We start from the raw sequence: 25,973 nt of genomic DNA, 5'->3' as shown, positions 1-25,973 counted from the left end.
ATACGCCTAAACAAATATAGCGAAACGCCCTAACTTACTCGCTACTCCATTGTAACCAATTGAACCGTTTCCCCAGCTTCTTGCTTTAAAAGTACTTTTTTTCCTTGTGTTAATGAAACTATTTCTTGGGGTTTACTGTGGCGAACCGTATAAAGGGTCACATCTTTGTGGCAAGTGACTTTAAATTTTTCCATCAATTTTGGAAGCAAACTTTCTAGAGAATTATATTTATTATCAATACATACTGAAAAGCTAATAGCAGAATTTTGAATTAATTCCACCTTCATTTTATAACTGTGAAGTAAGTTAAATACTTCACTTATATTGTCTTCCATCATAAAACTGAAATCCAGGGAGGACAATGAAATCAACACCTGATTTTTCTTCAGAATAAAACAAGAAACCATAGGATCTAACAACACCCCTTTCCCAACACATGTGCCAGGTGCTTCAGGCTTTACAAAAGATTTTACAAACAGCGGAATCTCCTTTCGCTGCAACGGTTGCAACGTTTTTGGATGGATTACTGAAGCTCCATAAAAAGCCAATTCTATCGCCTCTCGATACGAAATATGATGCAATAATTGTGTGCTTGAAAAATGACGCGGGTCGGCATTTAAAACTCCAGGTACATCTTTCCAGATGGTGACACTTTCGGCATTTAAACAATAGCCAAAAATGGCTGCAGTATAGTCACTCCCCTCTCGGCCAAGGGTAGTAGTAAAATTATGTGTGTCTTCGGCTCCTAAAAATCCTTGTGTTATGGTAACTCCTTTTTTTGAAGTATTCTCCAGAATTAATTCCTGTGTCTGGTTCCAATCTACTCGGGCGTCGCGATAATAATTATCGGTTTTAATGCATTGGCGAACATCTAGCCATTCATTTTTAAGTCCGTTTTCATTTAAATATTCCGAAACTATGGTTGTGGAAATTAACTCTCCGTAACTCACAATTTGGTCATAGACAAAAGCGTGGTTTTTTGATTTGTTATTTTCAATAAACGATCTCATTCCTTCAAACCACTTAGAAACCTTCCGGTAAATACCGTGAGATGCATTGGGAAATAATTCCTTTAAAATTTGAAGGTGATAATTATACACTTCACTAATACTTGCCTCAGTTTCTGACGTATTATTGGCAAAATAATGCTTCACTATTTCTTCCAAAGCATTGGTCATTTTCCCCATGGCAGAAACCACGACTACCAAATCTTTTTCGGCAGTAAACTCCAACACATTCTTTACATTTTTAACGCCTTCGGCATCTTTCACCGAAGCGCCACCAAACTTAAATATCTTCATATATTTAAAAAATTTTGTAATGCTTTTTGGTCCATTTCTACTTGCCACCATTCCTCCATTACTGTGGCACCTGTTCCCTCATAAAAATCTATAGCGTCCTTATTCCATCCCAATACCATCCAGTTTACCCGTTTTACACTTTCCTCTTTGGCATATTCCATTACTCTCTTGTACAGTGCCATTCCCACACCTTTACCGCGCATTTTTTCCTTTACAATTAGGTCTTCTAAATGAACGGTTTTACCAACCCAAGTAGAGAATCGAAAATACACCAATGCCATTCCGATAATTTCTAGATTCTTTTCGGCAACAAAGCAAGTAAACTGAGGATTATCACTAAAACCTGCTGCTTCCAGCTCCGCAACCGATACCTGAACAGCATCGGGCTCCTTTTCAAAAACAGCCAATTCTTTGATAAGCTCCAATACTTGAGGCATATCTTCTTTCCTAGATGGACGAACAATCATTTTCATATAGGTTTTGACTCGCAAATATCGCTTCTATTTCTTAAAAATACCGATATTTGCACCAAAGTTACAACCTTCCAGCATGACACCACAAAAAAATAAAACGCTAGGCGAATTTATTATTGAGAATCAGAGTGAATTTCGATATTCTTCTGGAGAGCTTTCCAGGTTAATTAATTCCATTCGTTTAGCCGCCAAAGTTGTAAATCACGAGGTAAATAAAGCCGGGCTGGTGGACATCTTAGGAACAGCTGGCGATACTAATGTACAAGGAGAAGACCAACAAAAATTGGATGTTTTCGCCAACAATGCATTTATTAAAACCTTAACAAATCGTGAGATTGTGTGCGGTATTGCAAGTGAAGAAGAAGACGATTTTATTACGATTAAAGGAAGAAGTGGTAACAATGATAATAAATATGTGGTGTTAATTGATCCACTGGATGGGTCTTCTAATATTGATGTGAATGTTTCGGTAGGTACCATTTTTTCAATTTATAGACGCATAACCCATGAAGGAACCCCCGTAACTTTAGAAGATTTTCTTCAACCTGGAAATAAGCAAGTTGCTGCGGGATATATCATCTACGGAACTTCAACCATGATTGTATATACTACAGGACACGGCGTTAATGGTTTTACACTTAACCCAGCTATTGGAACCTACTACCTTTCACATCCAAATATGCAATTTCCAGTAGATGGAAACATTTATTCGGTTAATGAAGGAAACTATGTGCACTTCCCGCAAGGGGTAAAAGACTACATCAAATATTGTCAAAAAGAAGAGGATGACCGACCTTATACCTCGCGGTACATTGGTTCGCTGGTTTCTGATTTTCACAGAAATATGATTAAAGGCGGAATATATATTTATCCCAACACGGCAAAAGACCCTAACGGAAAGCTTCGGTTGCTTTATGAATGTAACCCAATGGCTTTTATAGCAGAACAAGCAGGTGGAAAAGCAAGTAATGGATTTGAACGTATTATGGACATTCAGCCTACCGAACTGCACCAAAGAACTCCTTTCTTTTGTGGGAGCAAAAATATGGTCGAAAAGGTCGAAAATTTCATGCAACTTACATAAAACCCTCTTATTATATCTTTTTTTCGTTAATTTGGTGAAGTAAAACCTATATACTATGGCAAAAAAAACTTCACCAGAGAAAGAGAAACCCACTATGGATTCTTCTTCAAAAATCGAAGCCATCAAGAATTTAATTTTTGGAGAGAATATTCAACAATACGATAGTGAGTTTGAAACACTAAAAAGCGAAATTGATAAAAAGAAAGCTCTTCTTGAAAATTACATTGATGAAGTCCGTAACGAATTAATGCAATCTATCGATTCTTTAAGCACCGATGTGAATATAAGAATTACAGACCTAGAAGACAGTCTACAAGCAAAGACAGAAGCCCTTACCGAGGAAAAAGTAGACCGCAAAGAACTTGGAAAACTCCTAATCTCTCTAGGAGAAAAGGTTAGCTCATAATTCATTTAAATAATAAGCGTGGTAAAGCAAGAAGATAAATTACAACTTCTTAGAGAAATCCTGTTGATTGAAGACAGGGAAATTGCCCATGCTATTAATGAACGCCTTGAAACTATTAGCAAGACCCTTGAAGAAAAACAAAAGCTTTCTGAAAAAGTAGATCCTATTATTGACGAAAAGCTCAATGAGTTTGTTATAAAAATACCTGATAGATTAGGCCCAACCATTACAAAAACTTTAAAAGAGCAAATAGCCAATTCAAAAGATGAAGTAGTAGAAGCTTTATACCCCATTATGGGTAAAATGATAAAGCGTTACATACAAAATGAAATTAAAGTCCTTTCCGAAAAAATTAATAAAAAAGTAAATAGTGCATTTTCCCTTGCAGGCTTAAAACGTAAATTTCGAGCAAAATTTAGTGGTGTAAAAGAAAGTGATTTAATTCTTAGTGAAGCCAATGAAGCATTAGTAAATGAGGTTTTAGTAATCCAAAAAGGTTCTGGTTTATTATTGGGTAATTTTAGCACTACCGAAACTTTGGATAAAGATATGGTTTCTGGAATGCTCACTGCAATTAAGAGTTTTGTTGAAGATGCTTTTTCCGGTGGCAATCAGAATCTAGAGGCGATAGAATATGAGTTATATACACTGCATATTCAAAATTTTTTCAGCTATTATATCGCGGTAGTCGTATCTGGAAATTACACACGAACATTTGAGAGTAAAATAGAAAATAGGCTTTTAAAACTTTCTGAACAACTTTCACCCAAGATTTCAAAATTATCCAAACCAGAGGTCGATACCATTTTAAAGTCGTTTTTTGAAGCGCAATTATCTAAAATAGGCACACTGCAATAAAAAAGCTAAATTCCTTTCGGTTTTTATATCTTTAGTAGACCCAAACTTATGTGTATGGAAAAAAATTCATTTTCAAATAAAATTCAGCTAATTCAAATTAACAAGTTTGGAGAAATATTAAGAACCGATAATGCTCTTATTGAATTAAAAAAAGGAGGAAATATATTCCTACTTCATCCCTTCTTTGAATGTTTAAAGGAAATTGTAAAAGAAGATGCTAATGTCCCAAAAAATATTGCTTTCCCTTGTATTTTAATGGATGTTAACAATGAAAAATTTATTTGTGACATAACTCTAAAAAAAGAACGGGATTTTTTTGTGATTTTACTCTTTAATTTCTCAAAACACTACCAAGAAGTTCATCAGGAAACACAGGAAAAGAACAGATTTATGTTAAAGGAACAGTCTCATAAATTTGAAAACCGAATGAAAAAGAAAAAGGATTAATCCCTTAGCTTTGATTTACACACTAAGTATTCGTAATTTTGACAAAATTTGATTATGAACATCGCAAAAAAAGTTGTCTTACTTGGTCATTTTGGTGTTGGCAAAACTAGTTTAGTACGCAGGTTTGTGGACATGGCCTTTAGCGAAGAATATCTTGTTACAGTGGGCGTTCATATTAAAAAGAAAACAGTTACCATTAATGGGGAGGATATTTCATTAATTATTTGGGATATCGAAGGTAAAAATAATATTGAAGAAGCTCGAAAATCTTATCTTTTAGGAAGTCATGCTTTTGTATATGTATTTGATGTTTCTAGACCAGAAACCTATGAAAATATAGAAAGTGAAATAGCCTATATTAAAGAACATTTCAATAGCATCCCATATTGCATTGTTGGGAATAAAGCCGATTTATTCACAAAAGATTTTTCTGAAAGTTTTTTTGATAAAGAAGTGTTTAAAAATAGTTATTTCACAAGTGCAAAAACAGGTGACAATGTGGAAACCATGTTTATCGAAATAGCACAAAAGACCCTCTCATAATGGCATATGGAAACTTAAAAAAGCAGCTTTTTGAGAGTCGGGTTCAAGAAATTGAAATCTCTCAAAAAGGAGAAGTGATTTCCAGTGATAACGCTATTTTCAACATTGCAGAAAAGTCTAATATTTCTAATTTTCATCTCTTTTTTGAACTTTTCCCAGAGGTTTTAACGTCTATTAATGAAAATATTCAATTTCCTTGTATCAATATTGAATTTGAAGGAGTAAAAAAGATTATTGATGTTGAGGTCATTAAAAAAGAAAAACGCTTCTTCCTGTTTTTCTTCGACCTTACTGAACACTATGAAAATTCACAACCCATAGTTCAGGAAAAAAACGAAGCTTCAATTGCAAAAAATAAATTGGATTTCGAGAAAAAGTTGCTTGAAGCAAAAGAAGAATTTAAAAATACGTTCCTAGCAAACTTAAATCACGAAATACGTAACCCGCTCAACAATCTTTTAGGATTTTTAGAAACACTTTCGGCAAGTTCCTTGAGCTATGAACAAACCGAACTGTTAAAAGTTGCTCAAAAAACTGGGTTGCAACTTAAGGTGTTGATGGAAGATTTATTGGACATTTCAAAAATAGAGGATGGGGTATTAGAGTTAAAGCACGTAAACTTTAACCTTTCTACCTTTATGGCGGCTATTTATAAGCATTTTCAGCATAAGTATTCCAGCGATATTCACTTTACTGTAGAAACAGAAAGCAAGGTACATACAGCACTTATTGGAGACCCCAACCGATTACATCAAATATTATTTAATTTAATCGAAAATGCATTTCAAAATACCTATCGTGGGAGTGTATCGTTGAGTGTTGTCCCTTCTCCAAATAACCAACACATAAAATCTTCTAATGAAACCGTCATTCGATTTATCATAAAAGATACTGGAAAAGGAATAGCCCAAGAGAAAATAAGCAAAGTTTTTGACAATTATTTACAACTCGAAAAGGAAAAACTCAAACCTTTGGGAGATGGCTTGGGTCTTAAAATAGTGAAAAATCTTGTCCAATTAATGAATGGAACCGTTGCTGTTGAAAGTAAAATAGATGTTGGTACAGAATTTATTTTGGATATCCCATTTACCACAAGAATTCCTAAAAAGAAGGCTTATAAAACAAAAAAAATCCCAGGAATTTATATCAACAAAAACATCCTGGTAATTGAAGATATAAAGGACAACCAAATGCTATTTTTTAAGCATTTTCTTAATAACGACGAAGCTTATGTGATGCACTTAGCTACCGATGGCGCCATGGCATTTTCGCTTTTAGAGAAAAAGAGAATTGATGTTATTATTGCTAAAACCACGATTCCCGATATAGATATCTTCAGTTTTATTGATAAAGTAAAAGAACATCCCGAAGATTCTATAAATAAAACCCCTATTATTGTAGCAAGTGGCAATTCATTATTAGAATTCCAAAATACTTTAGAAGAAAAAGAAATTTCTAATTATCTAATGAAGCCTTTTACCAAAAAAGAATTGTTTAAGGCTATAAAGGAAAGTTTAAATCAATAATTACTTTTTATTAAGTAAATAGCGATAATCTTCAAGGTCTAATCCGCCATTAAAAATTTCGATAGAACGCTTAATTAAAGTAGCAGCCAATTCTTCAGTATATCCTAAGCCAATAGCATATCTTTCAATGAGCACACGCTCTTCGTCATCAATTTCGTGATCGGCAAAAATCATTTTAAATAAATCAAGCATTCTTTCCAAACGCTCATCTGCACTATTTGGAGGGCTGATAGGATATTTTGAAGGATTCTTTATTATCTCCTCATACTCAAGGTCTGTAATGTCTAATTTTCTAGCAAAACGTTTCAATAATTTAGTTTCATTTTCATGAGTGGTCCCGTGAGAAGTTGCAATATTAACCATAGCGGCAAAATGCCCAAGGTTTCTTCCGCGTGTTCCACTTTCAAAAAGATCTGTAAATGACATAGTTCAAATTTATTGTGCAAATATAAAGTTTGTTATTCTTTTTACTGAAATATTTCATAAAAATAACGGTAACTTTTTTTCTGCCTTTAGGGGATTGTTATCTTTGCGCCAGCAATGAGTAAATCGCTGGTTTCATCTCTTTTTGCACAGTCTTCGAAAACACGAAAACTGCGGGATACTATTTCCCAAACTCAAGAAAAGACAACACTTTCTGGCCTTGCTGGCTCCTCTTTATCGCTTGTTATTGCTGACGTTTTTAAAACCACTGCGTTACCCTTTCTTATTATTTTAAACGATAAAGAAGAAGCGGCCTATCACCTTAATGATTTGGAAAACTTATTGGGTGCAGACAATGTCCTCTTTTACCCAGGAAGCTATCGAAGGCCTTACCAAATTGAAGAAACAGATAACGCCAATGTACTGTTGCGAAGTGAAGTACTTAACCGTATTAATTCTAGAAAAAAACCTGCGCTTATTGTCACCTATCCTGAGGCACTTTTTGAAAAAGTAGTTACTCGAAAAGAACTAGAACGCAACACCCTAAAAATTGCCAATGGCGATGAACTTTCCATCGACTTTGTAAACGAAGTCTTGTTTGAATATAAGTTTAAACGCACCGATTTTGTGACCGAACCTGGCGAATTTTCAGTACGTGGTGGGATTTTGGATGTCTTTTCGTTTAGCAATGATGAGCCCTACCGGATTGAATTTTTTGGCGACGAAATTGAAAGTATTCGCACCTTTGATGTGGAAACACAACTGTCGCTAGAACAACACAAAAAAGTATCCATCATCCCCAATGTGGAAAACAAAATGTTGGATGAAAAGCGGGAAACTTTTTTACAATACATAGCCAATAAAACGGTGGTTTTTATTAAAAACGAAGAGCTTCTTAGCAGTAGTCTCGACAAACTTTTTGCAAAAGCAACAGAAGCCTTTTCAGAAATTAAAACGGAAGTTAAGTTAAGTGAGCCATCGGCATTATTTTGCACTTCGGCTTTACTGAAAAAACAACTGGAATCATTTAAGACTGTTGTGGTTTCGCCTTCGGAAAATAATCTTTCTTCCGAAAATATTTCATTTAATGTAAAGCCACAGCCTTCCTTCAACAAGCAATTTAATTTGTTGATGGACCACCTTAATGAGCATACTGCAAAAGGATTTACCAATTACATTTTTTGCAGTAGCGAATCCCAAGCCAAACGATTTCACGACATTTTTGAAGATTCGCACCAGCACGTTGACCAGTTTGAAACTGTAGTGTTTCCACTCTATCAAGGGTTTCGGGATGAGGAACAAAAAATACTATGCTATACAGACCATCAATTATTTGAGCGCTATCATAAATTTCAGCTAAAGAACGTATACGCCAAAAAGCAGGCCATTACGTTAAAAGAACTCACTTCGCTAGAAATTGGTGATTATGTAACCCATATTGACCATGGAATTGGAAAATTTGCGGGACTTCAAAAAATTGATGTGGAAGGCAAAATGCAGGAAGCCATTAAATTAATTTATGGCGACAGGGATATTTTATACCTCAGTATTCATTCGTTGCATAAAATTTCAAAATTTAATGGAAAGGATGGCACCGTTCCTAAAATCTATAAACTGGGAAGTGCGGCTTGGAAAAACCTGAAGCAGAAAACCAAATCCCGCGTTAAGGAAATTGCCTTTAACCTTATTGAATTATACGCCAAACGCAGGCTCCAAAAAGGGTTTCAGTTTGCGCCCGATTCCTACTTACAACACGAATTAGAATCCTCCTTTATCTATGAAGATACGCCCGACCAAATCACCGCCACCGAAGACGTAAAACGGGACATGGAAAACGAACGTCCTATGGACCGCCTGGTGTGTGGTGACGTGGGATTTGGAAAAACCGAAGTCGCCATAAGAGCAGCATTTAAAGCCGTGGACAATGGAAAGCAAGTAGCGGTTTTAGTACCAACCACCATTTTGGCTTTTCAGCATTTTAAAACCTTTACTGAACGTTTGGCCGATATGCCCGTGAAAGTAGATTACCTCAACCGATTTAGAAGTGCCAAACAACGAAAAGAAGTGATTGACGGATTGCAAAACGGAACGCTCGACATCGTTATTGGCACGCACCAGTTAGTGAATAAATCGGTGCAATTTAAAGACCTCGGGTTACTCATTATTGATGAGGAACAAAAATTTGGAGTCGCGGTAAAAGACAAGCTAAAAACCATCAAAGAAAATGTCGATACCCTTACCTTAACGGCAACCCCCATTCCGCGAACGCTTCAGTTTAGTTTAATGGCAGCGCGGGATTTATCGGTGATAACTACCCCTCCACCTAATCGATATCCTGTGGAAACGCAAGTCATTCGTTTTTCGGAAGAAACCATTCGGGATGCAATTCGATATGAGATATCCCGTGGCGGACAAGTCTTTTTTGTGCACAATCGTATTGAAAATATCAAGGAAGTGGCGGGGATGATTCAGCGGCTAGTGCCCGATGCCAAAATAGGCATTGGTCACGGACAACTCGACGGAAAAAAGCTGGAAAGCTTGATGCTGGCTTTTATGAATAATGAATTTGATGTTTTGGTGTCCACCACCATTATTGAAAGTGGTTTGGATGTCTCCAACGCCAACACCATTTTTATTAATAACGCCAATAATTTTGGACTTAGTGACCTTCACCAAATGCGAGGTCGTGTTGGCCGAAGCAACAAAAAGGCCTTCTGTTACTTTATCACGCCGGAATACAGTGCGATGACCGATGATGCTCGAAAACGAATCACAGCTTTGGAGCAGTTTAGTGAATTGGGAAGCGGCTTTCAGATTGCAATGAAAGATTTGGAAATTCGTGGCGCAGGAGATTTATTAGGAGGTGAGCAAAGCGGGTTTATCAATGAGATTGGTTTTGAAACTTATCAAAAAATTCTGGCGGAAGCGATTGATGAACTGAAAGAAAAAGAGTTTAAAGACCTTTATTCGGGTACCGAACACGAGAAAAAAGAATTCATCAAAGAAACGGTGATTGATACCGATTTCACGTTACTGTTCCCAGATGATTATGTGAATAATATCACCGAACGATTGAATTTGTACACCCAACTCAACGACTTAAAAACGGAAGCCGAACTTCAAAAATTTGAAGCCCAATTGGTGGATCGATTTGGAGAATTGCCACAACCTGCTGTGGATTTATTGAATAGCGTCCGTATAAAATGGAAGGCCATACAAATGGGCTTAGAACGTGTGGTGATGAAGAAGAAAAGGCTGGTGGGGTATTTTATAAGCGACCAACAGAGCAACTTTTACCAAAGTCCTGCCTTTGGGAAAGTGTTAGAGTTTGTACAGCAAAATCCGCAACAGGTAAAAATGAAGGAAAAACAAACTCGAAACGGCTTGCGATTGTTGTTAACTATCGAAGGGATTACTTCAGTAAATAAAGCCTTACAGGCGTTGGAACGTTTTGAATAATGGGTTGATATGAATACGAATTGGAGTTACATTTTCATGATTATTGCTGCCATCATCACCATTGTGGGATTGGTTACAGGGAAATTCTTCTTTTTTCTTATTTGGTTGCCACTGGGGTTTTTGTTTAAGAAGAAGGAGAAGTAGATGCTGTGCTCACACTTCGACAGGCTCAGTGTAAACTCCTGAATGACAAATATTAAAAATGATAAAACGCATTCTCAAAATGCTCGATGCGTTCTTCCTTTTTGTTTTTAAGCACGGCAATAATATCGAACCGTACCTCGGCGTCGAGTTGGCGGTCGATGATATACTCGTTTGCAGCTTTGACCAATAATTTTATTTTACTTTTTGAAACAAACTCCTGTGGATTCCCAAACGCAGCACTATTACGGGTTTTAACCTCCACAATTACGATAACACCTTCCTCTTTTTGGGCAATGATGTCGATCTCAGCTTTGTCGTACACAAAATTACGCTCCAGGATATTGTACCCTTCCCTAAGCAGGTATTGTGTGGCGAGCTCCTCGCCTAATTTGCCGAGTTCGTTATGGTAGGCCATTGATTGAATTTAAACTCTACTGGATTTGGTATTATACTTTTTAAGTTAACGCCAGTACATTTTATTTTTAAGCATGAAATTATAAACTTCAAGAGATATTGTCCAGATTGAGTTCATAATTACACAACTAATAGTACCTTCTAAACAAGCCATTTCTCCTCCAAAGTTATGATCATTAATATTTAACTCTTTCTCTATTAAAATTTCTTTTGATTTTTTATTATAAAGTTGGTATTTAACTATCCCTTTGTTTACTCCATTCTCAAAATAAAACTCTGTTAAAGGAATATTTACAACCCAATTTGTATCATATTTCTCAGATATTATATTTAATTGTTCCAAACTTGAATCATTATTCTCTTTAGCTGGAAAAATCAATAGATTTTGATAGTATTCAAAAAACTTATAGCTTAAAATATAATAAACTCCGTATGGTATTTGCGTAGAAATATCAACCTCTTCTAAAAACAATATCTCTTTTTCTGATATTAATGGAAACTCGGCGTTCGACTCTCTTATTCTTTTTTTATGCTCTTCAGTCAGACCCTTCCTAACCATTAATTTTGCAATTGAATCATATTTCTTATCTACAATTGTTTTCTGTGAATTGAGTACTAATATTGTCGGGCTTCTTTCAATTTGTCCAATACCTGAGAAAAAAATTAGAAAAAAAATTATTATTATGTATACTTTCATATGTCAGCTAAAATACAAAATCCTATTTTCTAAATCCACAACACCACCCCTTTAGTCCAAAAACCTCAAAAGTTAGCTTTTTATTAACCTGTGTTAGCTTTTAACTAACTACGGTTAGCTTTTTGGTTACACTTGTTTGTTTTTAACTAACACAAGTTAGCTTTTCGGTAACAAAAGTATCTTTTTAGCTAACCACTGTTAGCTTTTTACTAACCCGAGTTAGCTTTTCGGTAACTACTGTTAGCTTTTAACTAACTGCAGTTAGTTTAAAACTAACTTTTAAGCTATTTTTAAAAAAATTGTACTGTGGTAGGCGTAATTTGCAATGTAGTTTTCTGCTCCATCACCAACGCCCTATTGTCTTTTATATGCCCTGCGGGAAAGTTAAAACAAATGGGGTAACTGTATTTTCTTACAGCATCGTAAATAATCTCCACGCCACGTTTATCAAGTTCATGGTTGTAGACCATAGTGGAATTATAATTCTATATAATCAATATGAATATCATCAATTCCTTCAATCATAACTTTACTTGGATAACCAAAAATATTATACTCGTATTGAATCTCTCTTATAATAGTCCCATTTTTCCTATATATTCTTGGATTGTTTGTATTGAAATGATTAAACATTTCTGGAATTTTATTTAGGTCATTTATTAAATTTTCATCATTATGTTGATAAAGCCCTGCAACTTTAGTAATAGCATGATCTGGCAGCCAACTAGAAGCAAAACTCATTGAAAATGTAATAAAACTTGGTGCATTATCATATTCAATATCCCAAAAATCCCCATTGGAATCTGAAATTCTAATGAGATTTCCATTTTCATACTCAAAATCATAAATTATTTCTCCCACTTCACCTAAATAAGAATAGGTAATATTCTTTCTATGCTGTATCAATTTATCATCTGGTCCATTTAAAATATAATTTTGGGTTGTTTCAAATAAATAATAGCTCGATAAACCATAATGATATCTTCTATATTCATATTCCGTAAAATTGGGGGTATAAGTAATTGTATCAACAACACTTCCATCCGCTCCCCAACCATAATAACTATCTATTTTTGAGACGTTAATTCCACTGTATGAATAATTCTCTATAGCAGTTCCCCACGTATTACTTGTTCCATGAACTTTAATGATTTTTCCGTCGTTATCATACGAAAATTTATATTTTATATTATCATAATAAGGAGGTGTACACAAACTAAAACGTTTAATACTATCTGTTTTTTTATTTGGAAGGTAATTTACTTCATCGTAAAAACATGGATTGTTAGGATTGTAAAACTTGAAAAAATATAATTCGGGTATTTCTAATGTTTCAAAAGTAGTGGTCTCATTTTTTGTCCCATAATCGTTAACTGCTTCAACTTTAACCGAATAATTGGTCACACTTTCAAGTTCAGTAATCAAAAATTCATTATCCGTAATTTCTTCCCCTAGTAATTCATCATTTAAATACACCTTGTATGTTAATGGTGAGTCGCTATTATTTTGTGATTCTGTCCAAGTTACACGTGCAGAGAAAGTAGCAATGTCTTCAACGCTCAATGTAAAATCTCCAGGAGGTAAATTGGTTTGTGTGGAAGTTTTATCATCATTACTACATGAAAAAAACGCAATGGTGATAATAATTACTACGATTGATTTTATTAGATTCATAACAAGTTTTAATTTAAAGATACCCTTTTTTCATCAATTTTTAAATTGCTCATTCGCCCCATCACCAGCGCCCTGTTATCTTTAATATGTCCCGCAGGAAAGTTAAAACAAACGGGGTAGCTATATTCTTTTACGGTATCGTAAATAATTTCCTCGGCGGTTTTGCCAAAGGGTCTATCGGTTGCAAATCCGTGTGCCTGTGTGTGGTCTTTCATATCGCTCATCCCTCCCACCATAAGTCCTGCTAACTCCTTTAGCATCCCGTTGCGTTTTAGGTTTTGCATCATTCTATCTACGTGGTACAAATGCTCGTCCAAGTCTTCTAAAAACAAAATCTTCCCTTGGGTATTTAATGCAGAAGGACTTCCGCAGAGGGAATACAACATCGAAAGGTTACCGCCAACAAGGGGTCCTTGAGCTTCGCCACTACGTTGTAAGGTGGCTGAGGTTCTCGAAGCCACCGGAAGGGCATATTCTATACTATAAGGTTCTCCAAAAAGGGCTTTGCGTAAGGTTTCGCGAGTGGCTTCCGTTTTATTTTCAATTTCCAAACACATTTGCGCGTGAAGTGTCACTACCCCTAAAGTATGTATATGGTTATGAAACACCGTAATATCGCTATAGCCAACAATCCACTTAGGATGTTTCAGAAAATTTGAAAAATCCAATGCATCAATCATTCGTACCGTTCCATACCCTCCTCGAGCACACCAAATGGCCTTTACTTCAGTATTATCTAACATTTCCTGAAAATCCTTGGCTCGCAAGGCATCATCCCCAGCAAATTGGTTGCTTTCAGCTCCAATGGTCTTACCTAAAATAGGGTTCAATCCCCAAGATTTTAACAATGCTAACGCCGGTTGCACCTCATCTTTTGTAATTTTTCGAGCGGTGGAAACAATGGCAACGCTATCGCCACGTTTTAGATAAGGGGGTATTTGCATCAATGGACTTCTGTTTTTATAAAATTAAACTATTTTGTTAAATCTGGGTCTTAATTATGTAGTTCCCACAGAATTATATACTTTAAAAGTCTCAAAATCTTGTACTTGCCTATGGAAACCTTGACTTCTGCTTCGTGTAATACCGCTACTTTAACGCCTTATATTCCCTCGGGTCCCAATCCGTGGACATTTTCAAAAGTACAACATGCCTATCGCAGAGTAGGCTTTGGTGCCTCTCCAAGTACCATCGATAACGGGCTTTCGCAAACACCCAATGACTTGATAGATACCCTAGTGGATGGTGCCGCTACCCTTCCTGCTACACCTGCTCCTTTTTGGGGCTATTATGCAGTGAGTGATTTCGGAAATTTTGAAACAGAAAATGAACAATACATCTTAGAGTGGCGTGTTTTAACGGGGAATAACTTTATAACACAGGAATTACGCGGACGTCTCACAGAGTTTTGGCTCAATCATTTTGTTACCGAGCTAGACACCTATTTTTATGCGCCTTATTTATTTCAATATTACAAGGTTTGCGAAACCCATGCCCTGGGCAATTTTAAAGATTTTGTTCGTGAAATTGGTATTACCCCAGCGATGTTGCTCTATTTAAATGGGTTTGAAAATACCAACGTAGAACCTAATGAAAATTATGCCCGCGAACTTTACGAACTCTTTACATTGGGAGAAGGAAATGGCTATACCGAAACAGACATTGTAGAAACTTCTAAAGCCCTCACCGGGTATAATCACACCACAGAACCTGGAGCGCCATTATATTTTGACCCAAGCACCTTTGTAGATGGAGATAAAACCATTTTTGGGCAAACAGGGAATTGGGGGTACGACGATGTTATCGATATTCTTTTTCAGGAAAGAGGCGCTTTAATTGCTCCTTTTATCTGCCGAAAATTATACCAATATTTTGTAAGTCCGGATGTGGATGCTACCATTGAAGCCAATATCATTCAGCCTTTGGCGCAAACTCTTATCAATAACAATTTTGAATTGGTTCCCGTTTTAAAGCAGCTTTTTAAAAGCGAACATTTTTTTGACGAACGAGCATTGGGCGTAGTGATAAAAAGTCCTTTCGATCTTATTTTCAATTTTGTAAATGAGAGTGAATTTCCATACAACGATGAGCTCATGGAGGCATTTTTGTACTTCGCAGGGACTCTAGGACAAGGCTTATATCAACCCCCCAATGTAGCGGGTTGGCAACGAGACGAAGATTGGATAAGCACTTCAACCCTAACCGGGCGATGGCAATTATTTGAAGCTTATTTAGGAACACTGTTTGGTAACGGCCAAGAAGAAACCTTTAGAGAATTTGCCCGAGACTTAAGTAATGACAGTATTGACCCAGAATTTATCACTCGAGTCATTGTCGATTACCTCAACGCAAAAGAACTTTTTACGGCTAGCGATTACGACATTGCAACCGATATTTTTAAATGGGAAGTCCCTCAAAATTATTACGATGAAGGACTTTGGAACCTCGATTGGGAGTCTGCTCCCTATCAAGTGTATCTGTTATTAGTGCATATTGCCACCATCCCCGAATTTCAACTAAAATAACCTGCTATGTGTAATCACGATCATCCTTTATTTCAGAAGAAAGAAAAAGAATCTAAAGACGAAAGAACCGTCCACGATCAAGAACATTTATTGTGGAACCGGCGTTCGTTTATACAAGCTTTAGGCCTCGTAGGTGGTGGAAGCATGATGCTGGGAAGCCATACGGTTTCGGCAACTAAACCCTCGCCCCTTTCGGTGGCACTTGCCCAAAGTGAAAATGATCATATTTTGGTGATTATTCGCTTAGAAGGTGGAAACGACGGATTGAATACCATTGTCCCGGTGTATGATTATGCCTCCTACGCCAATTTACGTCCAACGATACGCCATCAGCAAAGTGATTTACTCAATTTAAATGCTGATTTTGCCATCCCCAATTATATGAATGCCTTGGAATCCGTCTGGGGGGATGGAAATATGAAAGTGGTGCACGGGGTAGGCTATCCGCAACAAAATCTATCACATTTTCGCTCTACAGATATTTGGGCATCTACCGCAGACACCTATGAAGAACCTACAGGCTGGTGGGGGCGTTATTTTGAAGATTTGTACCCAGATTATTTAATCAACCCCCCCGAAATTCCACCTGCGGTACAAATAGGCAATGTAGGCAATCTTATTTTTGATGGAAATAACAATAACTACGCATTTACGGTAGCCAATCTGGAGCAGTTACAAAACGTTGCTGAAAATGGGACGCTTCACGATGTGGTAAATATTCCAGACTGTGTCTATGGAGATAAGCTCCTGTTTATGCGAGCAACAGCAAACACGACGTTTTTATATGCCGAAACTATCCACGATGCCTATACAGCGGCTTCAAATAATGCTGATTATGGTGAAGGCGATTTGGGGCAACAATTGTCAGCAGTGGCACGACTTATAAAAGGGGGATTAGGCACCAAAGTGTATATGGTTTCCTTAGGAAGTTTTGATACTCATGCCAATCAGCCAGAAAGACACCAGGAATTATTACAAGATTTATCAAATTCCATTAAAGCTTTTTATGAAGATTTAGCTGTTTCAGGAATGGATGACAAAGTTTTAGGGATGACCATTTCAGAATTTGGACGAAGACCTTACGAAAACGGATCGGACGGAACAGACCACGGCGCAGCTTCGCCTGTGATGCTTTTTGGTGCAGGCCTAAACGGAAGTGGTTTTGTAGGCGAACATCCCGACATTAACGAATGGGATGCTAACGATAATTTAATCCCAACAAACGACTTTAGAGATGTGTACAATTCGGTGTTAACCAACTGGTTTTGTTTAGATCCTTCGGTGATAAACACCATCCTTTTAAATCAATCCTACGAAATATTAGATTTAGGAATAGAATGTGAAACACTATCTACAAATGACTTCAGTAATGTAAATCGATTTTCACACGTTCCTGTCTATAAAAATAATACTGTGTATCTTGAATTGAATGTCCCGTCCGCAGGACGCGGCACCATTGTCTTGTATGATTTAGTGGGACGCGAAATTGGAACCATAGCCAACAAACTCTTTTTCGAAGGCAGGCATAGTATCGATATTAAAGAAGCCCTTGGCAAGCGATTAAGCTTTGGGCAATACATTTACCGAATAAGTATAGGTGGGCAACATTATAGTAAATCATTAATGATTAAATAAGTCTAAAGCACATAAATTTGAAAAGCATTCTCACATTAGGAATGCTTTTTTAGTTTTTAAAATGTGTATTTTTGCCACTTAATACAGACGATGAGCAATCCAAAAAGATATACCATTACTGCCGCCCTTCCGTACACCAATGGGCCGGTTCACATTGGACATTTAGCAGGAGTGTATGTGCCTGCCGATATTTATGCCCGTTACCAAAGACTTCAAAATAAAGATGTTTTATTTGTTTGCGGAAGCGATGAACATGGTGTCCCTATTACCATTAAAGCAAAAAAGGAAGGTATTACGCCGCAGCAGGTGGTGGATAAATACCATGCCATTATCAAAAAATCGTTTGAAGACTTCGGAATTTCATTCGATAACTATTCAAGAACTTCAGCGAAGATTCATCATGAAACGGCTTCCGAGTTTTTCAAAATACTGTACGACGACGGAAAATTTATTGAAGAAGTTACCCAGCAATTATACGATGAGGAGGCTCAGCAATTTTTAGCCGATCGTTTTGTCATTGGGACCTGCCCAAAATGTGGAAATGAAGAAAGCTATGGCGACCAATGTGAGCGTTGTGGTACTTCGCATAATGCTACCGATTTAATCAATCCGAAGAGTGCTATTTCCGGAAATAAACCTGTTTTAAAAGAAACCAAACACTGGTTTTTACCCTTAGACCAATATGAAAGTTGGTTACGAGAGTGGATAGTAAAAGGACATCAAAAAGACTGGAAAACCAATGTGTTAGGGCAATGCAAAAGTTGGATTGACGACGGATTGCGTCCTCGTGCCGTGACTCGCGACCTAGATTGGGGAATTCCTGTTCCTGTAAAAGGCGCCGAAGGAAAAGTATTGTATGTTTGGTTCGATGCGCCTATTGGGTATATTTCCTCTACCAAAGAATGGGCAAATAGCGTCGGAAAAGATTGGGAACCCTATTGGAAAGACAAGGATAGCAAATTGCTTCATTTTATTGGGAAAGACAATATTGTATTTCACTGTATTATTTTCCCAAGTATGTTGAAGGCCGAAGGCAGTTACATTCTACCGGATAATGTTCCTGCCAACGAGTTTTTAAACCTCGAAGGCAACAAAATTTCTACCAGTAAAAACTGGGCGGTGTGGTTGCACGAATATTTGGAGGAGTTTCCCAATCAGCAGGATGTGTTGCGCTATGTGTTAACTGCCAATGCTCCTGAAACCAAAGACAACGACTTTACTTGGTCCGATTTCCAAGCACGAAACAATAATGAATTGGTAGCGATCTTCGGAAATTTTATCAATCGTGTGACGGTTTTAACCCATAAATATTATAACGGGGTGGTTCCAGAACCAGCTTCGTTTAATGAAGTGGACGAACAAACCCTTGCGGCCTTAAAAACCTATCCTGAAGTCATTTCCAGCTCCATTGAAAAATACCGTTTCCGTGAAGCGCAAGCCGAATTGATGAATGTAGCACGATTGGGAAACAAATATTTGGCAGACGAAGAACCTTGGAAAACCATTAAAACAGACGAAGCCCGTACCCAAACCGTGATGTATATTGCCTTACAAATTGCTTCTGCCCTGGCAATATTGAGTGAACCCTTTTTGCCGTTTACTTCGAATAAATTGAAAGGCATGCTCAATGTCATTCCGAACGAAGGTGAGGAATCTCTTTCTTGGAATTCCGTTTCAGATAACACCGAATTACTTAAACCAGATCACACTATTGGGCAAAGTGAATTGCTTTTCAGTAAAATTGAAGATGAGCAAATTCAACAGCAATTAGCAAAATTAGAAGCCTCAAAAAAATTAAATGAAGCCATGAACAAGGAAGTTACGCCACAAAAAGACACGATTACCTTTGATGATTTTAGCAAACTGGATATGCGTGTGGGTACTATTATTGAGGCCGAAAAAATGCCGAAAGCCAATAAACTATTAGTGCTGAAAGTGGATACTGGCATAGATGTGCGTACTATTGTTTCGGGTATTGCCGAAAGTTTTTCGGCAGAAGAAGTCGTGGGTAAAAAAGTAACTGTGCTGGTCAACTTAGCACCTCGTGCCTTACGAGGTGTGGAAAGTCAAGGAATGATTTTAATGACCGAAAACACCGATGGGAAATTGGTATTTGTGAATCCTGATGATGCAGGGGTTGAAAATGGTGCGACGATAAACTAAAGCTTTTTCTAAACTATTTACAGCACTACTTTTTATACCTAAGTTTTTCACTTCGCCCTTTTTTAAATATTTTATTGCTGTTATGGAGCCCCGATCGTAATGCTTTTTGTTCTTCTAAAGGCAATTGGATGATTTCTTGACACTCAACCGAACAACATTCTTCCATTTGTGCTCTACAGTTATCGCATTGTATAAACAATAAATGACATGCTTCATTAGCACAGTTTACATGCGTGTCGCAGGCTTCACCGCACTGATGGCACTGCGATATAACGTGGTCGCTAATGCGTTCGCCTCGGCGATGATCAAAAACAAAATTTTTTCCTAAAAATTTATTTTCAAGCCCCAAGTTTTTCACTTGTCGTGCATATTCTATGATACCTCCTTCTAACTGAAATACATTTTTAAAACCTTTATGTTTGTAATAAGCACTGGCTTTTTCACAACGTATACCCCCTGTGCAATACATCACTAGCTTCTTATCTTCTTTGTGGTCTTTTAGGTCTTCTTCAATAATATCTAAAGAATCTCGAAAGGTGTCCACATCGGGTGTGATAGCATTTTTAAAATGTCCTATTTCACTTTCGTAGTGATTGCGCATATCGACTAAAACAGTGTCGGGATCTTCAATTATTTGATTAAACGATACTGCATCCAGATGGATACCTTTGTTAGTCACATCAAAAGTAGCATCGTTTAATCCGTCTGCTACGATTTTATCACGAACCTTAATTTTCAATTTTAAAAAAGATTTAAGATCCTGTTCAATAGCAATATTCAATCGTACATTTTCAAGAAAATAAATGCCGTCTAAAAAAGATTTAAAATCCTCAAAATTTTTGGCAGGTAACGAAAGTTGGGCGTTAATTCCCTCATTAGCTACATAAATACGTCCCAGGACGTCCATCGCATCCCAAGCGACAAATAAATGGTTTCTAAATAGTTCTGGATTGCCTATATAGGCATATTGATAAAAAGAAAGTGTCAAACGGTCTTCACCTGCTTGTTCTAACAATGCAGATCTCTCATTAGCACTTAAGGTATTGTACAGTTGCATGCTATACGTCTTTAAGAGTTAATTTTGGGCAAAGGTAAGCATCCTTTTAATATTTAAAAAAAATAACAAGAAGTAAGAATCTTAAGGGGTTCTGACATATATCATATAAAGAATCTTTTACAAATTAGACCTTTGCATTTTAAATAGAATACCATGAATAAAAATTTAAAGATTGTATCTGTTGAGGAAGCTGTTGGCATTGTAAAATCTGGAGATAGAGTATTTTTCCAAGGTGCAGCCATGACCCCAAATTACCTTATTGATCATTTATGCGAACGATACAACGAGCTAAAAGATGTTGAAATCGTTCAAATCCATACCGATGGGGATGCTCCGTATATAAGAGAGCCCTATAATAAGGCTTTTAAACTTTATAGTTTTTTTGTAGGCTCCAATGTAAGAAAAGGTGTAAACACTAATAACGGAGACTATATTCCTATTTTTTTAAGTGAAATTCATTGGCTATTTCGAAGAAATATTCTTCCATTAGATGTGGCATTTATTCAAGTTTCACCACCCGATAAACATGGCTATTGTTCCCTAGGAGTTTCGGTTGATATTACCCTTCCTGCGGTTCAGAAAGCAAAAAAAGTCGTGGCATTAGTAAATCCTAAAGTGCCCAGAACGCATGGGGATGGGATTATTCATGCGAGTCAGATAGATTTTGCTGTATCTATAGATCAACCTATTCATGAATCACATAGCCAAATACCTTCTGAAGTTGAAATAGCGATAGGAAAACATGTGGCTAATCTTATTGAAGACGGTGCCACGTTACAAATGGGAATTGGGAATATTCCGAATGCAGTTTTACATAACCTCGGAAATCACAAGCGTCTTGGGATACATACCGAAATGTTTTCGGATGGTGTGCTCCCATTAATTGAAAAAGGAATTATTACAGGGGAAGAAAAAGAGATTAAAACGGGTAAAATTGTGACCACTTTTGCGATAGGTTCCCCAAAACTATACGATTTTATTGATGACAATCCATTAGTTCATTTTAAAGAAGCTGGGTATACAAATGATAGCGCAATTATAAAAAGAAACCCAAAGGTTACAGCCATAAATAGTGCTATTGAAATTGATTTAACAGGTCAGGTTTGTGCCGATACGATTGGTCCCTATCAATATTCTGGTGTTGGTGGACAAATGGATTTTATTCGTGCTGCCTCTCTTTCTGAAGGAGGAAAACCCATTATAGCGATGCCGTCTACTACTAAAAATGGAATTTCAAAAATTGTTCCTCACCTAAAGTATGGTGCAGGGGTAACTACTACTAGAGCCCACGTGCATTATGTCGCTACTGAATTTGGAGTGGTAAATCTTTACGGTAAGAGTTTAAAACAAAGAGCAAAAGAACTTATCTCGATAGCACATCCCAATCATAGAGAACAATTGGAGAAAGATATTTTTGAGCGTTTTTATAGTCTTTAAAAAATTTGGGGCGGCCTACGGCCGCCCCAAATTCTATACAGTATTTACAAGAAATTACTTTCCTAACATTAGGAGTTCGTTACAAACTACCTCTGTAGTATAGCGCTTTTGGCCTTCTTTATCCTCCCAGGAACGGGTGGTCAATTTTCCTTCAATGGCAACTTCCTTTCCTTTGGTTACAAAACTTTCAATGATTTCGGCCGTTTTTCCCCAAGCCACTACATTGTGCCATTGGGTATCGGTTACGCGTTCACCTTTGTTGTTTTTGTAACTTTCATTAGTAGCAATAGAGAATTTTGCCAACTTTTTACCTGATTCTAGGGTAACAATTTCTGGGTCGTTCCCTAGGTTTCCAATCAACTGTACTTTGTTTCTTAGTGTGTTCATAATTTTAAATTTTAATTGTTAAACAGTTAATACTATCGACTCTTCGTTGAGTTCGACAGGACAAACATAGGGCAGGTTTTTTTTTTACCAAATTATTACGCATTTACTATCGGATATTGTCGTTTGTAAACGTTTAAAAGTGATTTTTTAATAGACAACTTTTTGTATTTCAATATTTTACGTTTTTATTTAATATTTGTTTATCTTCAATAAAAAAAGCCATTAATATGAAAAAACTCCTTTTTTTGAGATTTGCAATGGGGTCTCTTCTTCTATTAGGCTGTGGCTCTCAAAGCATTAATCAACAACAAGAATATAGATACGAAGCAGGAAATCCATACGGAACTGGAAAATGGTTTATGGGTAGAGAAATAGCCAACGTGATGGGTTTTGAAGGAATGGAATGGCTAGACCGGCCAGAACGTGCAAAAGAAGAAAACAGTTCTACGCTTATTAGAAATATGAACATTCAACCCGACGATGTCATCGCCGATATTGGAGCAGGCTCTGGTTATCATGTTTTTAAAATGGCTCCCATGATTAATAAAGGGCAAATCTATGCGGTCGATATTCAAGAGGAAATGCTAAATGAAATTCAAAAAAAAGCAAACAATAAAGGTGTCCAAAATGTAACTCTCATAAAAGGTGGGGAGAAAAGTGCCAACCTTCCTGAAAATTCAGTGGATAAAGTTTTAATGGTAGATGTGTATCACGAATTTAGTTTTCCGAAGGAAATGATGGCTTCTATTAAAAATGCACTTCGACCCAACGGAAAAATCTTTTTAGTCGAATACCGAGGTGAAGATCCTTTGATTCCTATTTTGAAAGTGCATAAAATGACCGAAAAACAAGCGATAAAGGAAATGAGAGCTGCTGGATTTCAATTAAAGGAAAACATCGAAAATCTGCCTTGGCAACATTGTATGGTTTTCGTAAAAAAAGAATCATAAAATTTTCACAACTGGGTTTCTATTAAAAAAAGTTTTATAGCTTTGTCCTATTCAAAATAAGAAATGAATTCAAATCAATTACATCATCATCATTTTCATACTGGCTTTCAGGCGAGGAGATAATGATATGCGTGTAATTCACAAATAAACTTAAACCCGTCTGAGCATTCAGACGGGTTTTTTTCTTTCCTTTCGGTATGCTCAGACAGTAATAAAAATAAAATGAGCATTTTAAAAATAGCTATTCAAAAAAGCGGAAGATTGCACGACCAGTCGCTTCAATTATTAAAAGATTGTGGAATTAATGTCGAAAACGGAAATGACCAACTTAAAGTCACGGCACAAAATTTTCCTCTTGAGATTTTATATTTACGCAATAGCGATATCCCACAATATTTGGAAGATGGCGTCGCAGATATTGCCATAGTAGGTGAAAATCTGTTATTAGAAAAACAAAAACAAATTGAGATTATAGAGAAACTTGGCTTTTCAAAATGTCGCGTTTCTATAGCAGTCCCAAAAGAGATTTCAGCATATACCCTACAGTTTTTAAATGGGAAAAAAATTGCTACTTCCTATCCCAATACGCTTCAAAACTATCTGGACAAAAAAGGGCTTTCAGCAGAAATTCATTTAATCTCAGGATCTGTTGAAATTGCTCCTAACATAGGATTGGCAGATGCCATTTGTGACATTGTGAGTTCGGGATCTACCCTCTTTAAAAATGGGTTGAGAGAAGTTGAAACCATTTTATTTTCTGAAGCCGTTTTGGCAAAATCACAAAAATTACCTTCGGCAAAAGAAGCTATACTTAATAAACTTGTTTTTCGAATTAAAGCAGTGCTCGAAGCGAAAAACAAAAAATACATTCTAATGAATGTCCCCAATAATAAAATTGAAGCCGTGAGCCAAATTCTTCCTGTTATGAAATCCCCAACCATTCTCCCCTTAGCCATAGAAGGTTGGAGCTCTCTACACTCAGTTATTGACGAAACTCAATTTTGGGAAGTCATTGACGAATTAAAAAATGCAGGTGCCGAAGGAATTCTCATCGCTCCTATAGAAAAAATCATTTTGTAATGGAAAAATATACCAATCCCCCAAAAAATACTTGGATTTCCCTTTGTGAACGACCCCAAGTGGAAACAGAAGAAATTGAAAGCAAAGTGGCTCAAATTCTCGAAAAGGTAAAAAAGGAAGGCGATAGTGCTTTACTTGAATTTGCTGAAAAATTTGAAGGATGTAAGCTCGATTCTTTAATTGTTACACCAGCTGAAATGCAAGAAGCGGCTATTAGTGTTCCAACTGTATTAAAAAAAGCTATAAAAAAGGCAAAAACCAATATTAAAAGATTTCACGAATCACAACTCATTAAAGAAGAAAAAGTGAAAACCCGTCAAGGAGTGACTTGCTGGCGAAAATCTGTAGCCATCGAAAAAGTTGGACTTTATATCCCTGGAGGAACCGCCCCTCTTTTTTCAACCATTTTAATGTTAGGTATTCCTGCAAAATTAGTTGGGTGTAAAGAAATTGTTTTGTGTACACCTCCCAGAAAAGACGGTACTATTGCTCCGGAAATTTTATTCACTGCCCAATTGGTGGGTATAAAAAAGATAGTAAAAGTGGGAGGTGCACAAGCCATCGCCGCTATGGCATTTGGCACCGAAAGCATTCCTAAGGCATATAAAATTTTTGGCCCCGGAAATCAGTATGTCACGAAAGCCAAACAACTTGTCCAGCAAACAGGAATTACCATCGATATGCCAGCGGGCCCCAGTGAGGTTTTAGTAATTGCAGACCGTTCTTGTGATCCTAGCTTTGTTGCTGCCGATTTACTTTCCCAAGCCGAACACGGTGAAGATAGTCAGGTGGTTTTGCTTAGCAATGATGAAGCCATTATTGAAAAAATAATAACCATGGTAGCCTTTCAACTCGAAAAATTTCCTCGAAAAGAAATAGCAAAAAAGGCATTAGAAAATAGTTTTTCGGTGGTTTTTAAAAAAATGGAAGAATGCTTTCAATTTAGTAATGAATATGCTCCAGAACATCTTATCGTGGCTTCAAAAAATGCCGAAAGATATTCCGATAGTATCATAAATGCAGGATCGGTTTTTCTAGGAAATTATAGCTGTGAAAGTGCCGGTGATTATGCCTCTGGAACCAACCATACATTACCCACTAATGGGTATGCAAAAAATTATAGTGGTGTTTCGGTGGATAGTTTTTGTAAAAAAATCACCTTTCAGAAAATCACCAAAAAAGGGATTCAAAAAATAGGCCCAGTTATAGAAATTATGGCTGCCGCCGAAGGATTAGATGCCCATAAAAATGCCGTAACAATACGTTTAAATGCCTTAAAATCGTAATAAT

The 25,973-nt window shown here is 36.7% G+C and carries 25 protein-coding genes; 15 read left to right on the top strand and 10 right to left on the bottom strand.

Annotation, left to right across the window (positions count from 1 at the left end):
* Positions 1–41 precede the first annotated feature (41 nt).
* Together KXJ69_RS10280 and KXJ69_RS10275 are read right to left on the bottom strand one after the other, a co-directional pair.
* Positions 42–1,301 carry an aspartate kinase gene (locus tag KXJ69_RS10280; protein WP_219053024.1) on the bottom strand — a complete coding sequence of 420 codons (1,260 nt, stop codon included), beginning with the start codon at positions 1,299–1,301 and terminating at the stop codon, positions 42–44.
* Positions 1,298–1,768 carry a GNAT family N-acetyltransferase gene (locus tag KXJ69_RS10275; RefSeq protein WP_219053023.1) on the bottom strand — a complete coding sequence of 157 codons (471 nt, stop codon included), beginning with the start codon at positions 1,766–1,768 and terminating at the stop codon, positions 1,298–1,300. Before KXJ69_RS10275 ends, KXJ69_RS10280 begins: the two co-directional genes overlap by 4 nt.
* Before the next feature lie 82 nt (positions 1,769–1,850).
* Between KXJ69_RS10275 and fbp the strand changes: the two genes are divergently transcribed.
* From fbp to KXJ69_RS10245, 6 genes are read left to right on the top strand one after another with little or no spacing between them, the layout of a single operon-like run.
* On the top strand, positions 1,851–2,858 hold the full coding sequence (gene fbp, locus KXJ69_RS10270; protein ID WP_219053022.1) for a class 1 fructose-bisphosphatase: 1,008 nt from the start codon (positions 1,851–1,853) through the stop codon (positions 2,856–2,858).
* A gap of 55 nt (positions 2,859–2,913) precedes the next feature.
* Positions 2,914–3,264 carry a fructose 1,6-bisphosphatase gene (locus KXJ69_RS10265; protein WP_219053021.1) on the top strand — a complete coding sequence of 117 codons (351 nt, stop codon included), beginning with the start codon at positions 2,914–2,916 and terminating at the stop codon, positions 3,262–3,264.
* 18 nt (positions 3,265–3,282) lie between these two features.
* Positions 3,283–4,122 carry a cell envelope biogenesis protein OmpA gene (locus tag KXJ69_RS10260; RefSeq protein WP_219053020.1) on the top strand — a complete coding sequence of 280 codons (840 nt, stop codon included), beginning with the start codon at positions 3,283–3,285 and terminating at the stop codon, positions 4,120–4,122.
* A 54-nt stretch (positions 4,123–4,176) separates the two neighbouring features.
* Positions 4,177–4,569: a hypothetical protein gene (locus KXJ69_RS10255; RefSeq protein WP_219053019.1), complete on the top strand. Its 393-nt coding sequence runs from the start codon at positions 4,177–4,179 to the stop codon at positions 4,567–4,569.
* A 54-nt stretch (positions 4,570–4,623) separates the two neighbouring features.
* Positions 4,624–5,112: a Rab family GTPase gene (locus KXJ69_RS10250; protein ID WP_219053018.1), complete on the top strand. Its 489-nt coding sequence runs from the start codon at positions 4,624–4,626 to the stop codon at positions 5,110–5,112.
* Positions 5,112–6,638 (top strand): ATP-binding response regulator, encoded by a 1,527-nt coding sequence (locus tag KXJ69_RS10245; protein ID WP_219053017.1) that lies wholly within the window; start codon positions 5,112–5,114, stop codon positions 6,636–6,638. Before KXJ69_RS10250 ends, KXJ69_RS10245 begins: the two co-directional genes overlap by 1 nt.
* Here the strand turns inward: KXJ69_RS10245 and KXJ69_RS10240 are convergent, their stop codons facing one another.
* The gene (locus KXJ69_RS10240) at positions 6,639–7,064 is read right to left on the bottom strand and encodes a tellurite resistance TerB family protein (RefSeq protein ID WP_219053016.1); all 426 of its coding nucleotides are present in this window, start codon (positions 7,062–7,064) and stop codon (positions 6,639–6,641) included.
* A gap of 114 nt (positions 7,065–7,178) precedes the next feature.
* Between KXJ69_RS10240 and mfd the strand changes: the two genes are divergently transcribed.
* Positions 7,179–10,520, top strand: a complete 3,342-nt coding sequence (gene mfd / locus KXJ69_RS10235; protein WP_219053015.1) for a transcription-repair coupling factor — start codon at positions 7,179–7,181, stop codon at positions 10,518–10,520.
* Positions 10,521–10,529: 9 nt separating this feature from the next.
* Positions 10,530–10,664 carry a hypothetical protein gene (locus tag KXJ69_RS13730; RefSeq protein ID WP_255571318.1) on the top strand — a complete coding sequence of 45 codons (135 nt, stop codon included), beginning with the start codon at positions 10,530–10,532 and terminating at the stop codon, positions 10,662–10,664.
* Between the two features lie 52 nt (positions 10,665–10,716).
* Here KXJ69_RS13730 and KXJ69_RS10230 read toward each other — a convergent pair whose 3' ends face one another.
* The 5 genes from KXJ69_RS10230 to KXJ69_RS10210 all read right to left on the bottom strand — a co-directional run bounded on the left by KXJ69_RS10230 (position 10,717) and on the right by KXJ69_RS10210 (position 14,393).
* Positions 10,717–11,079 carry a YraN family protein gene (locus tag KXJ69_RS10230; RefSeq protein WP_219053014.1) on the bottom strand — a complete coding sequence of 121 codons (363 nt, stop codon included), beginning with the start codon at positions 11,077–11,079 and terminating at the stop codon, positions 10,717–10,719.
* Positions 11,080–11,124: 45 nt separating this feature from the next.
* Positions 11,125–11,775, bottom strand: coding sequence for a hypothetical protein (locus KXJ69_RS10225; protein ID WP_219053013.1), 651 nt, complete (start codon positions 11,773–11,775; stop codon positions 11,125–11,127).
* Positions 11,776–12,065: 290 nt separating this feature from the next.
* Positions 12,066–12,245 (bottom strand): hypothetical protein, encoded by a 180-nt coding sequence (locus KXJ69_RS10220; RefSeq protein ID WP_219053012.1) that lies wholly within the window; start codon positions 12,243–12,245, stop codon positions 12,066–12,068.
* A gap of 7 nt (positions 12,246–12,252) precedes the next feature.
* The gene (locus tag KXJ69_RS10215) at positions 12,253–13,449 is read right to left on the bottom strand and encodes a fibronectin type III domain-containing protein (RefSeq protein ID WP_219053011.1); all 1,197 of its coding nucleotides are present in this window, start codon (positions 13,447–13,449) and stop codon (positions 12,253–12,255) included.
* 8 nt (positions 13,450–13,457) lie between these two features.
* Positions 13,458–14,393: a S66 peptidase family protein gene (locus tag KXJ69_RS10210; protein ID WP_219053186.1), complete on the bottom strand. Its 936-nt coding sequence runs from the start codon at positions 14,391–14,393 to the stop codon at positions 13,458–13,460.
* A gap of 111 nt (positions 14,394–14,504) precedes the next feature.
* On the opposite strand from KXJ69_RS10210, the gene KXJ69_RS10205 reads away from it, so the two are divergent.
* The 3 genes from KXJ69_RS10205 to metG all read left to right on the top strand — a co-directional run bounded on the left by KXJ69_RS10205 (position 14,505) and on the right by metG (position 19,772).
* Positions 14,505–15,974 (top strand): DUF1800 domain-containing protein, encoded by a 1,470-nt coding sequence (locus tag KXJ69_RS10205; RefSeq protein ID WP_219053010.1) that lies wholly within the window; start codon positions 14,505–14,507, stop codon positions 15,972–15,974.
* Positions 15,975–15,980: 6 nt separating this feature from the next.
* Complete coding sequence (locus tag KXJ69_RS10200) at positions 15,981–17,609, top strand: DUF1501 domain-containing protein (RefSeq protein WP_219053009.1); 1,629 nt, start codon at positions 15,981–15,983, stop codon at positions 17,607–17,609.
* A gap of 90 nt (positions 17,610–17,699) precedes the next feature.
* Positions 17,700–19,772: a methionine--tRNA ligase gene (gene metG, locus KXJ69_RS10195; protein WP_219053008.1), complete on the top strand. Its 2,073-nt coding sequence runs from the start codon at positions 17,700–17,702 to the stop codon at positions 19,770–19,772.
* Between the two features lie 25 nt (positions 19,773–19,797).
* On the opposite strand, the gene trhO is transcribed toward metG, so the two are convergent.
* The gene (trhO, locus tag KXJ69_RS10190; RefSeq protein WP_219053007.1) at positions 19,798–20,829 is read right to left on the bottom strand and encodes an oxygen-dependent tRNA uridine(34) hydroxylase TrhO; all 1,032 of its coding nucleotides are present in this window, start codon (positions 20,827–20,829) and stop codon (positions 19,798–19,800) included.
* Positions 20,830–20,982: 153 nt separating this feature from the next.
* On the opposite strand from trhO, the gene KXJ69_RS10185 reads away from it, so the two are divergent.
* On the top strand, positions 20,983–22,266 hold the full coding sequence (locus KXJ69_RS10185; RefSeq protein WP_219053006.1) for an acetyl-CoA hydrolase/transferase family protein: 1,284 nt from the start codon (positions 20,983–20,985) through the stop codon (positions 22,264–22,266).
* Positions 22,267–22,320: 54 nt separating this feature from the next.
* Here KXJ69_RS10185 and KXJ69_RS10180 read toward each other — a convergent pair whose 3' ends face one another.
* On the bottom strand, positions 22,321–22,653 hold the full coding sequence (locus KXJ69_RS10180) for a single-stranded DNA-binding protein (protein ID WP_219053005.1): 333 nt from the start codon (positions 22,651–22,653) through the stop codon (positions 22,321–22,323).
* Between the two features lie 227 nt (positions 22,654–22,880).
* On the opposite strand from KXJ69_RS10180, the gene KXJ69_RS10175 reads away from it, so the two are divergent.
* The 3 genes from KXJ69_RS10175 to hisD all read left to right on the top strand — a co-directional run bounded on the left by KXJ69_RS10175 (position 22,881) and on the right by hisD (position 25,969).
* Positions 22,881–23,603: a class I SAM-dependent methyltransferase gene (locus KXJ69_RS10175; protein ID WP_219053004.1), complete on the top strand. Its 723-nt coding sequence runs from the start codon at positions 22,881–22,883 to the stop codon at positions 23,601–23,603.
* Positions 23,604–23,825: 222 nt separating this feature from the next.
* Positions 23,826–24,683 carry an ATP phosphoribosyltransferase gene (gene hisG, locus KXJ69_RS10170; RefSeq protein WP_219053003.1) on the top strand — a complete coding sequence of 286 codons (858 nt, stop codon included), beginning with the start codon at positions 23,826–23,828 and terminating at the stop codon, positions 24,681–24,683.
* On the top strand, positions 24,683–25,969 hold the full coding sequence (gene hisD / locus KXJ69_RS10165; RefSeq protein WP_219053002.1) for a histidinol dehydrogenase: 1,287 nt from the start codon (positions 24,683–24,685) through the stop codon (positions 25,967–25,969). Before hisG ends, hisD begins: the two co-directional genes overlap by 1 nt.
* Positions 25,970–25,973: the final 4 nt, after the last annotated feature.

This window comes from Halomarinibacterium sedimenti (assembly GCF_019312585.1).
GTDB lineage: Bacteria > Bacteroidota > Bacteroidia > Flavobacteriales > Flavobacteriaceae > Halomarinibacterium > Halomarinibacterium sedimenti.
This window is presented reverse-complemented; position numbering and strand designations above follow the sequence as displayed.

Coding starts and splice junctions, on each gene's coding strand:
- KXJ69_RS10280 (WP_219053024.1), bottom strand. CDS start 1,301: ATGAAGATATTTAAGTTTGGTGGCGCTTCGGTGAAAGATGCCGAAGGC.
- KXJ69_RS10275 (WP_219053023.1), bottom strand. CDS start 1,768: ATGATTGTTCGTCCATCTAGGAAAGAAGATATGCCTCAAGTATTGGAG.
- fbp (WP_219053022.1), top strand. CDS start 1,851: ATGACACCACAAAAAAATAAAACGCTAGGCGAATTTATTATTGAGAAT.
- KXJ69_RS10265 (WP_219053021.1), top strand. CDS start 2,914: ATGGCAAAAAAAACTTCACCAGAGAAAGAGAAACCCACTATGGATTCT.
- KXJ69_RS10255 (WP_219053019.1), top strand. CDS start 4,177: ATGGAAAAAAATTCATTTTCAAATAAAATTCAGCTAATTCAAATTAAC.
- KXJ69_RS10250 (WP_219053018.1), top strand. CDS start 4,624: ATGAACATCGCAAAAAAAGTTGTCTTACTTGGTCATTTTGGTGTTGGC.
- KXJ69_RS10245 (WP_219053017.1), top strand. CDS start 5,112: ATGGCATATGGAAACTTAAAAAAGCAGCTTTTTGAGAGTCGGGTTCAA.
- KXJ69_RS10240 (WP_219053016.1), bottom strand. CDS start 7,064: ATGTCATTTACAGATCTTTTTGAAAGTGGAACACGCGGAAGAAACCTT.
- mfd (WP_219053015.1), top strand. CDS start 7,179: ATGAGTAAATCGCTGGTTTCATCTCTTTTTGCACAGTCTTCGAAAACA.
- KXJ69_RS13730 (WP_255571318.1), top strand. CDS start 10,530: ATGAATACGAATTGGAGTTACATTTTCATGATTATTGCTGCCATCATC.
- KXJ69_RS10230 (WP_219053014.1), bottom strand. CDS start 11,079: ATGGCCTACCATAACGAACTCGGCAAATTAGGCGAGGAGCTCGCCACA.
- KXJ69_RS10225 (WP_219053013.1), bottom strand. CDS start 11,775: ATGAAAGTATACATAATAATAATTTTTTTTCTAATTTTTTTCTCAGGT.
- KXJ69_RS10220 (WP_219053012.1), bottom strand. CDS start 12,245: ATGGTCTACAACCATGAACTTGATAAACGTGGCGTGGAGATTATTTAC.
- KXJ69_RS10215 (WP_219053011.1), bottom strand. CDS start 13,449: ATGAATCTAATAAAATCAATCGTAGTAATTATTATCACCATTGCGTTT.
- KXJ69_RS10210 (WP_219053186.1), bottom strand. CDS start 14,393: ATGCAAATACCCCCTTATCTAAAACGTGGCGATAGCGTTGCCATTGTT.
- KXJ69_RS10205 (WP_219053010.1), top strand. CDS start 14,505: ATGGAAACCTTGACTTCTGCTTCGTGTAATACCGCTACTTTAACGCCT.
- KXJ69_RS10200 (WP_219053009.1), top strand. CDS start 15,981: ATGTGTAATCACGATCATCCTTTATTTCAGAAGAAAGAAAAAGAATCT.
- metG (WP_219053008.1), top strand. CDS start 17,700: ATGAGCAATCCAAAAAGATATACCATTACTGCCGCCCTTCCGTACACC.
- trhO (WP_219053007.1), bottom strand. CDS start 20,829: ATGCAACTGTACAATACCTTAAGTGCTAATGAGAGATCTGCATTGTTA.
- KXJ69_RS10185 (WP_219053006.1), top strand. CDS start 20,983: ATGAATAAAAATTTAAAGATTGTATCTGTTGAGGAAGCTGTTGGCATT.
- KXJ69_RS10180 (WP_219053005.1), bottom strand. CDS start 22,653: ATGAACACACTAAGAAACAAAGTACAGTTGATTGGAAACCTAGGGAAC.
- KXJ69_RS10175 (WP_219053004.1), top strand. CDS start 22,881: ATGAAAAAACTCCTTTTTTTGAGATTTGCAATGGGGTCTCTTCTTCTA.
- hisG (WP_219053003.1), top strand. CDS start 23,826: ATGAGCATTTTAAAAATAGCTATTCAAAAAAGCGGAAGATTGCACGAC.
- hisD (WP_219053002.1), top strand. CDS start 24,683: ATGGAAAAATATACCAATCCCCCAAAAAATACTTGGATTTCCCTTTGT.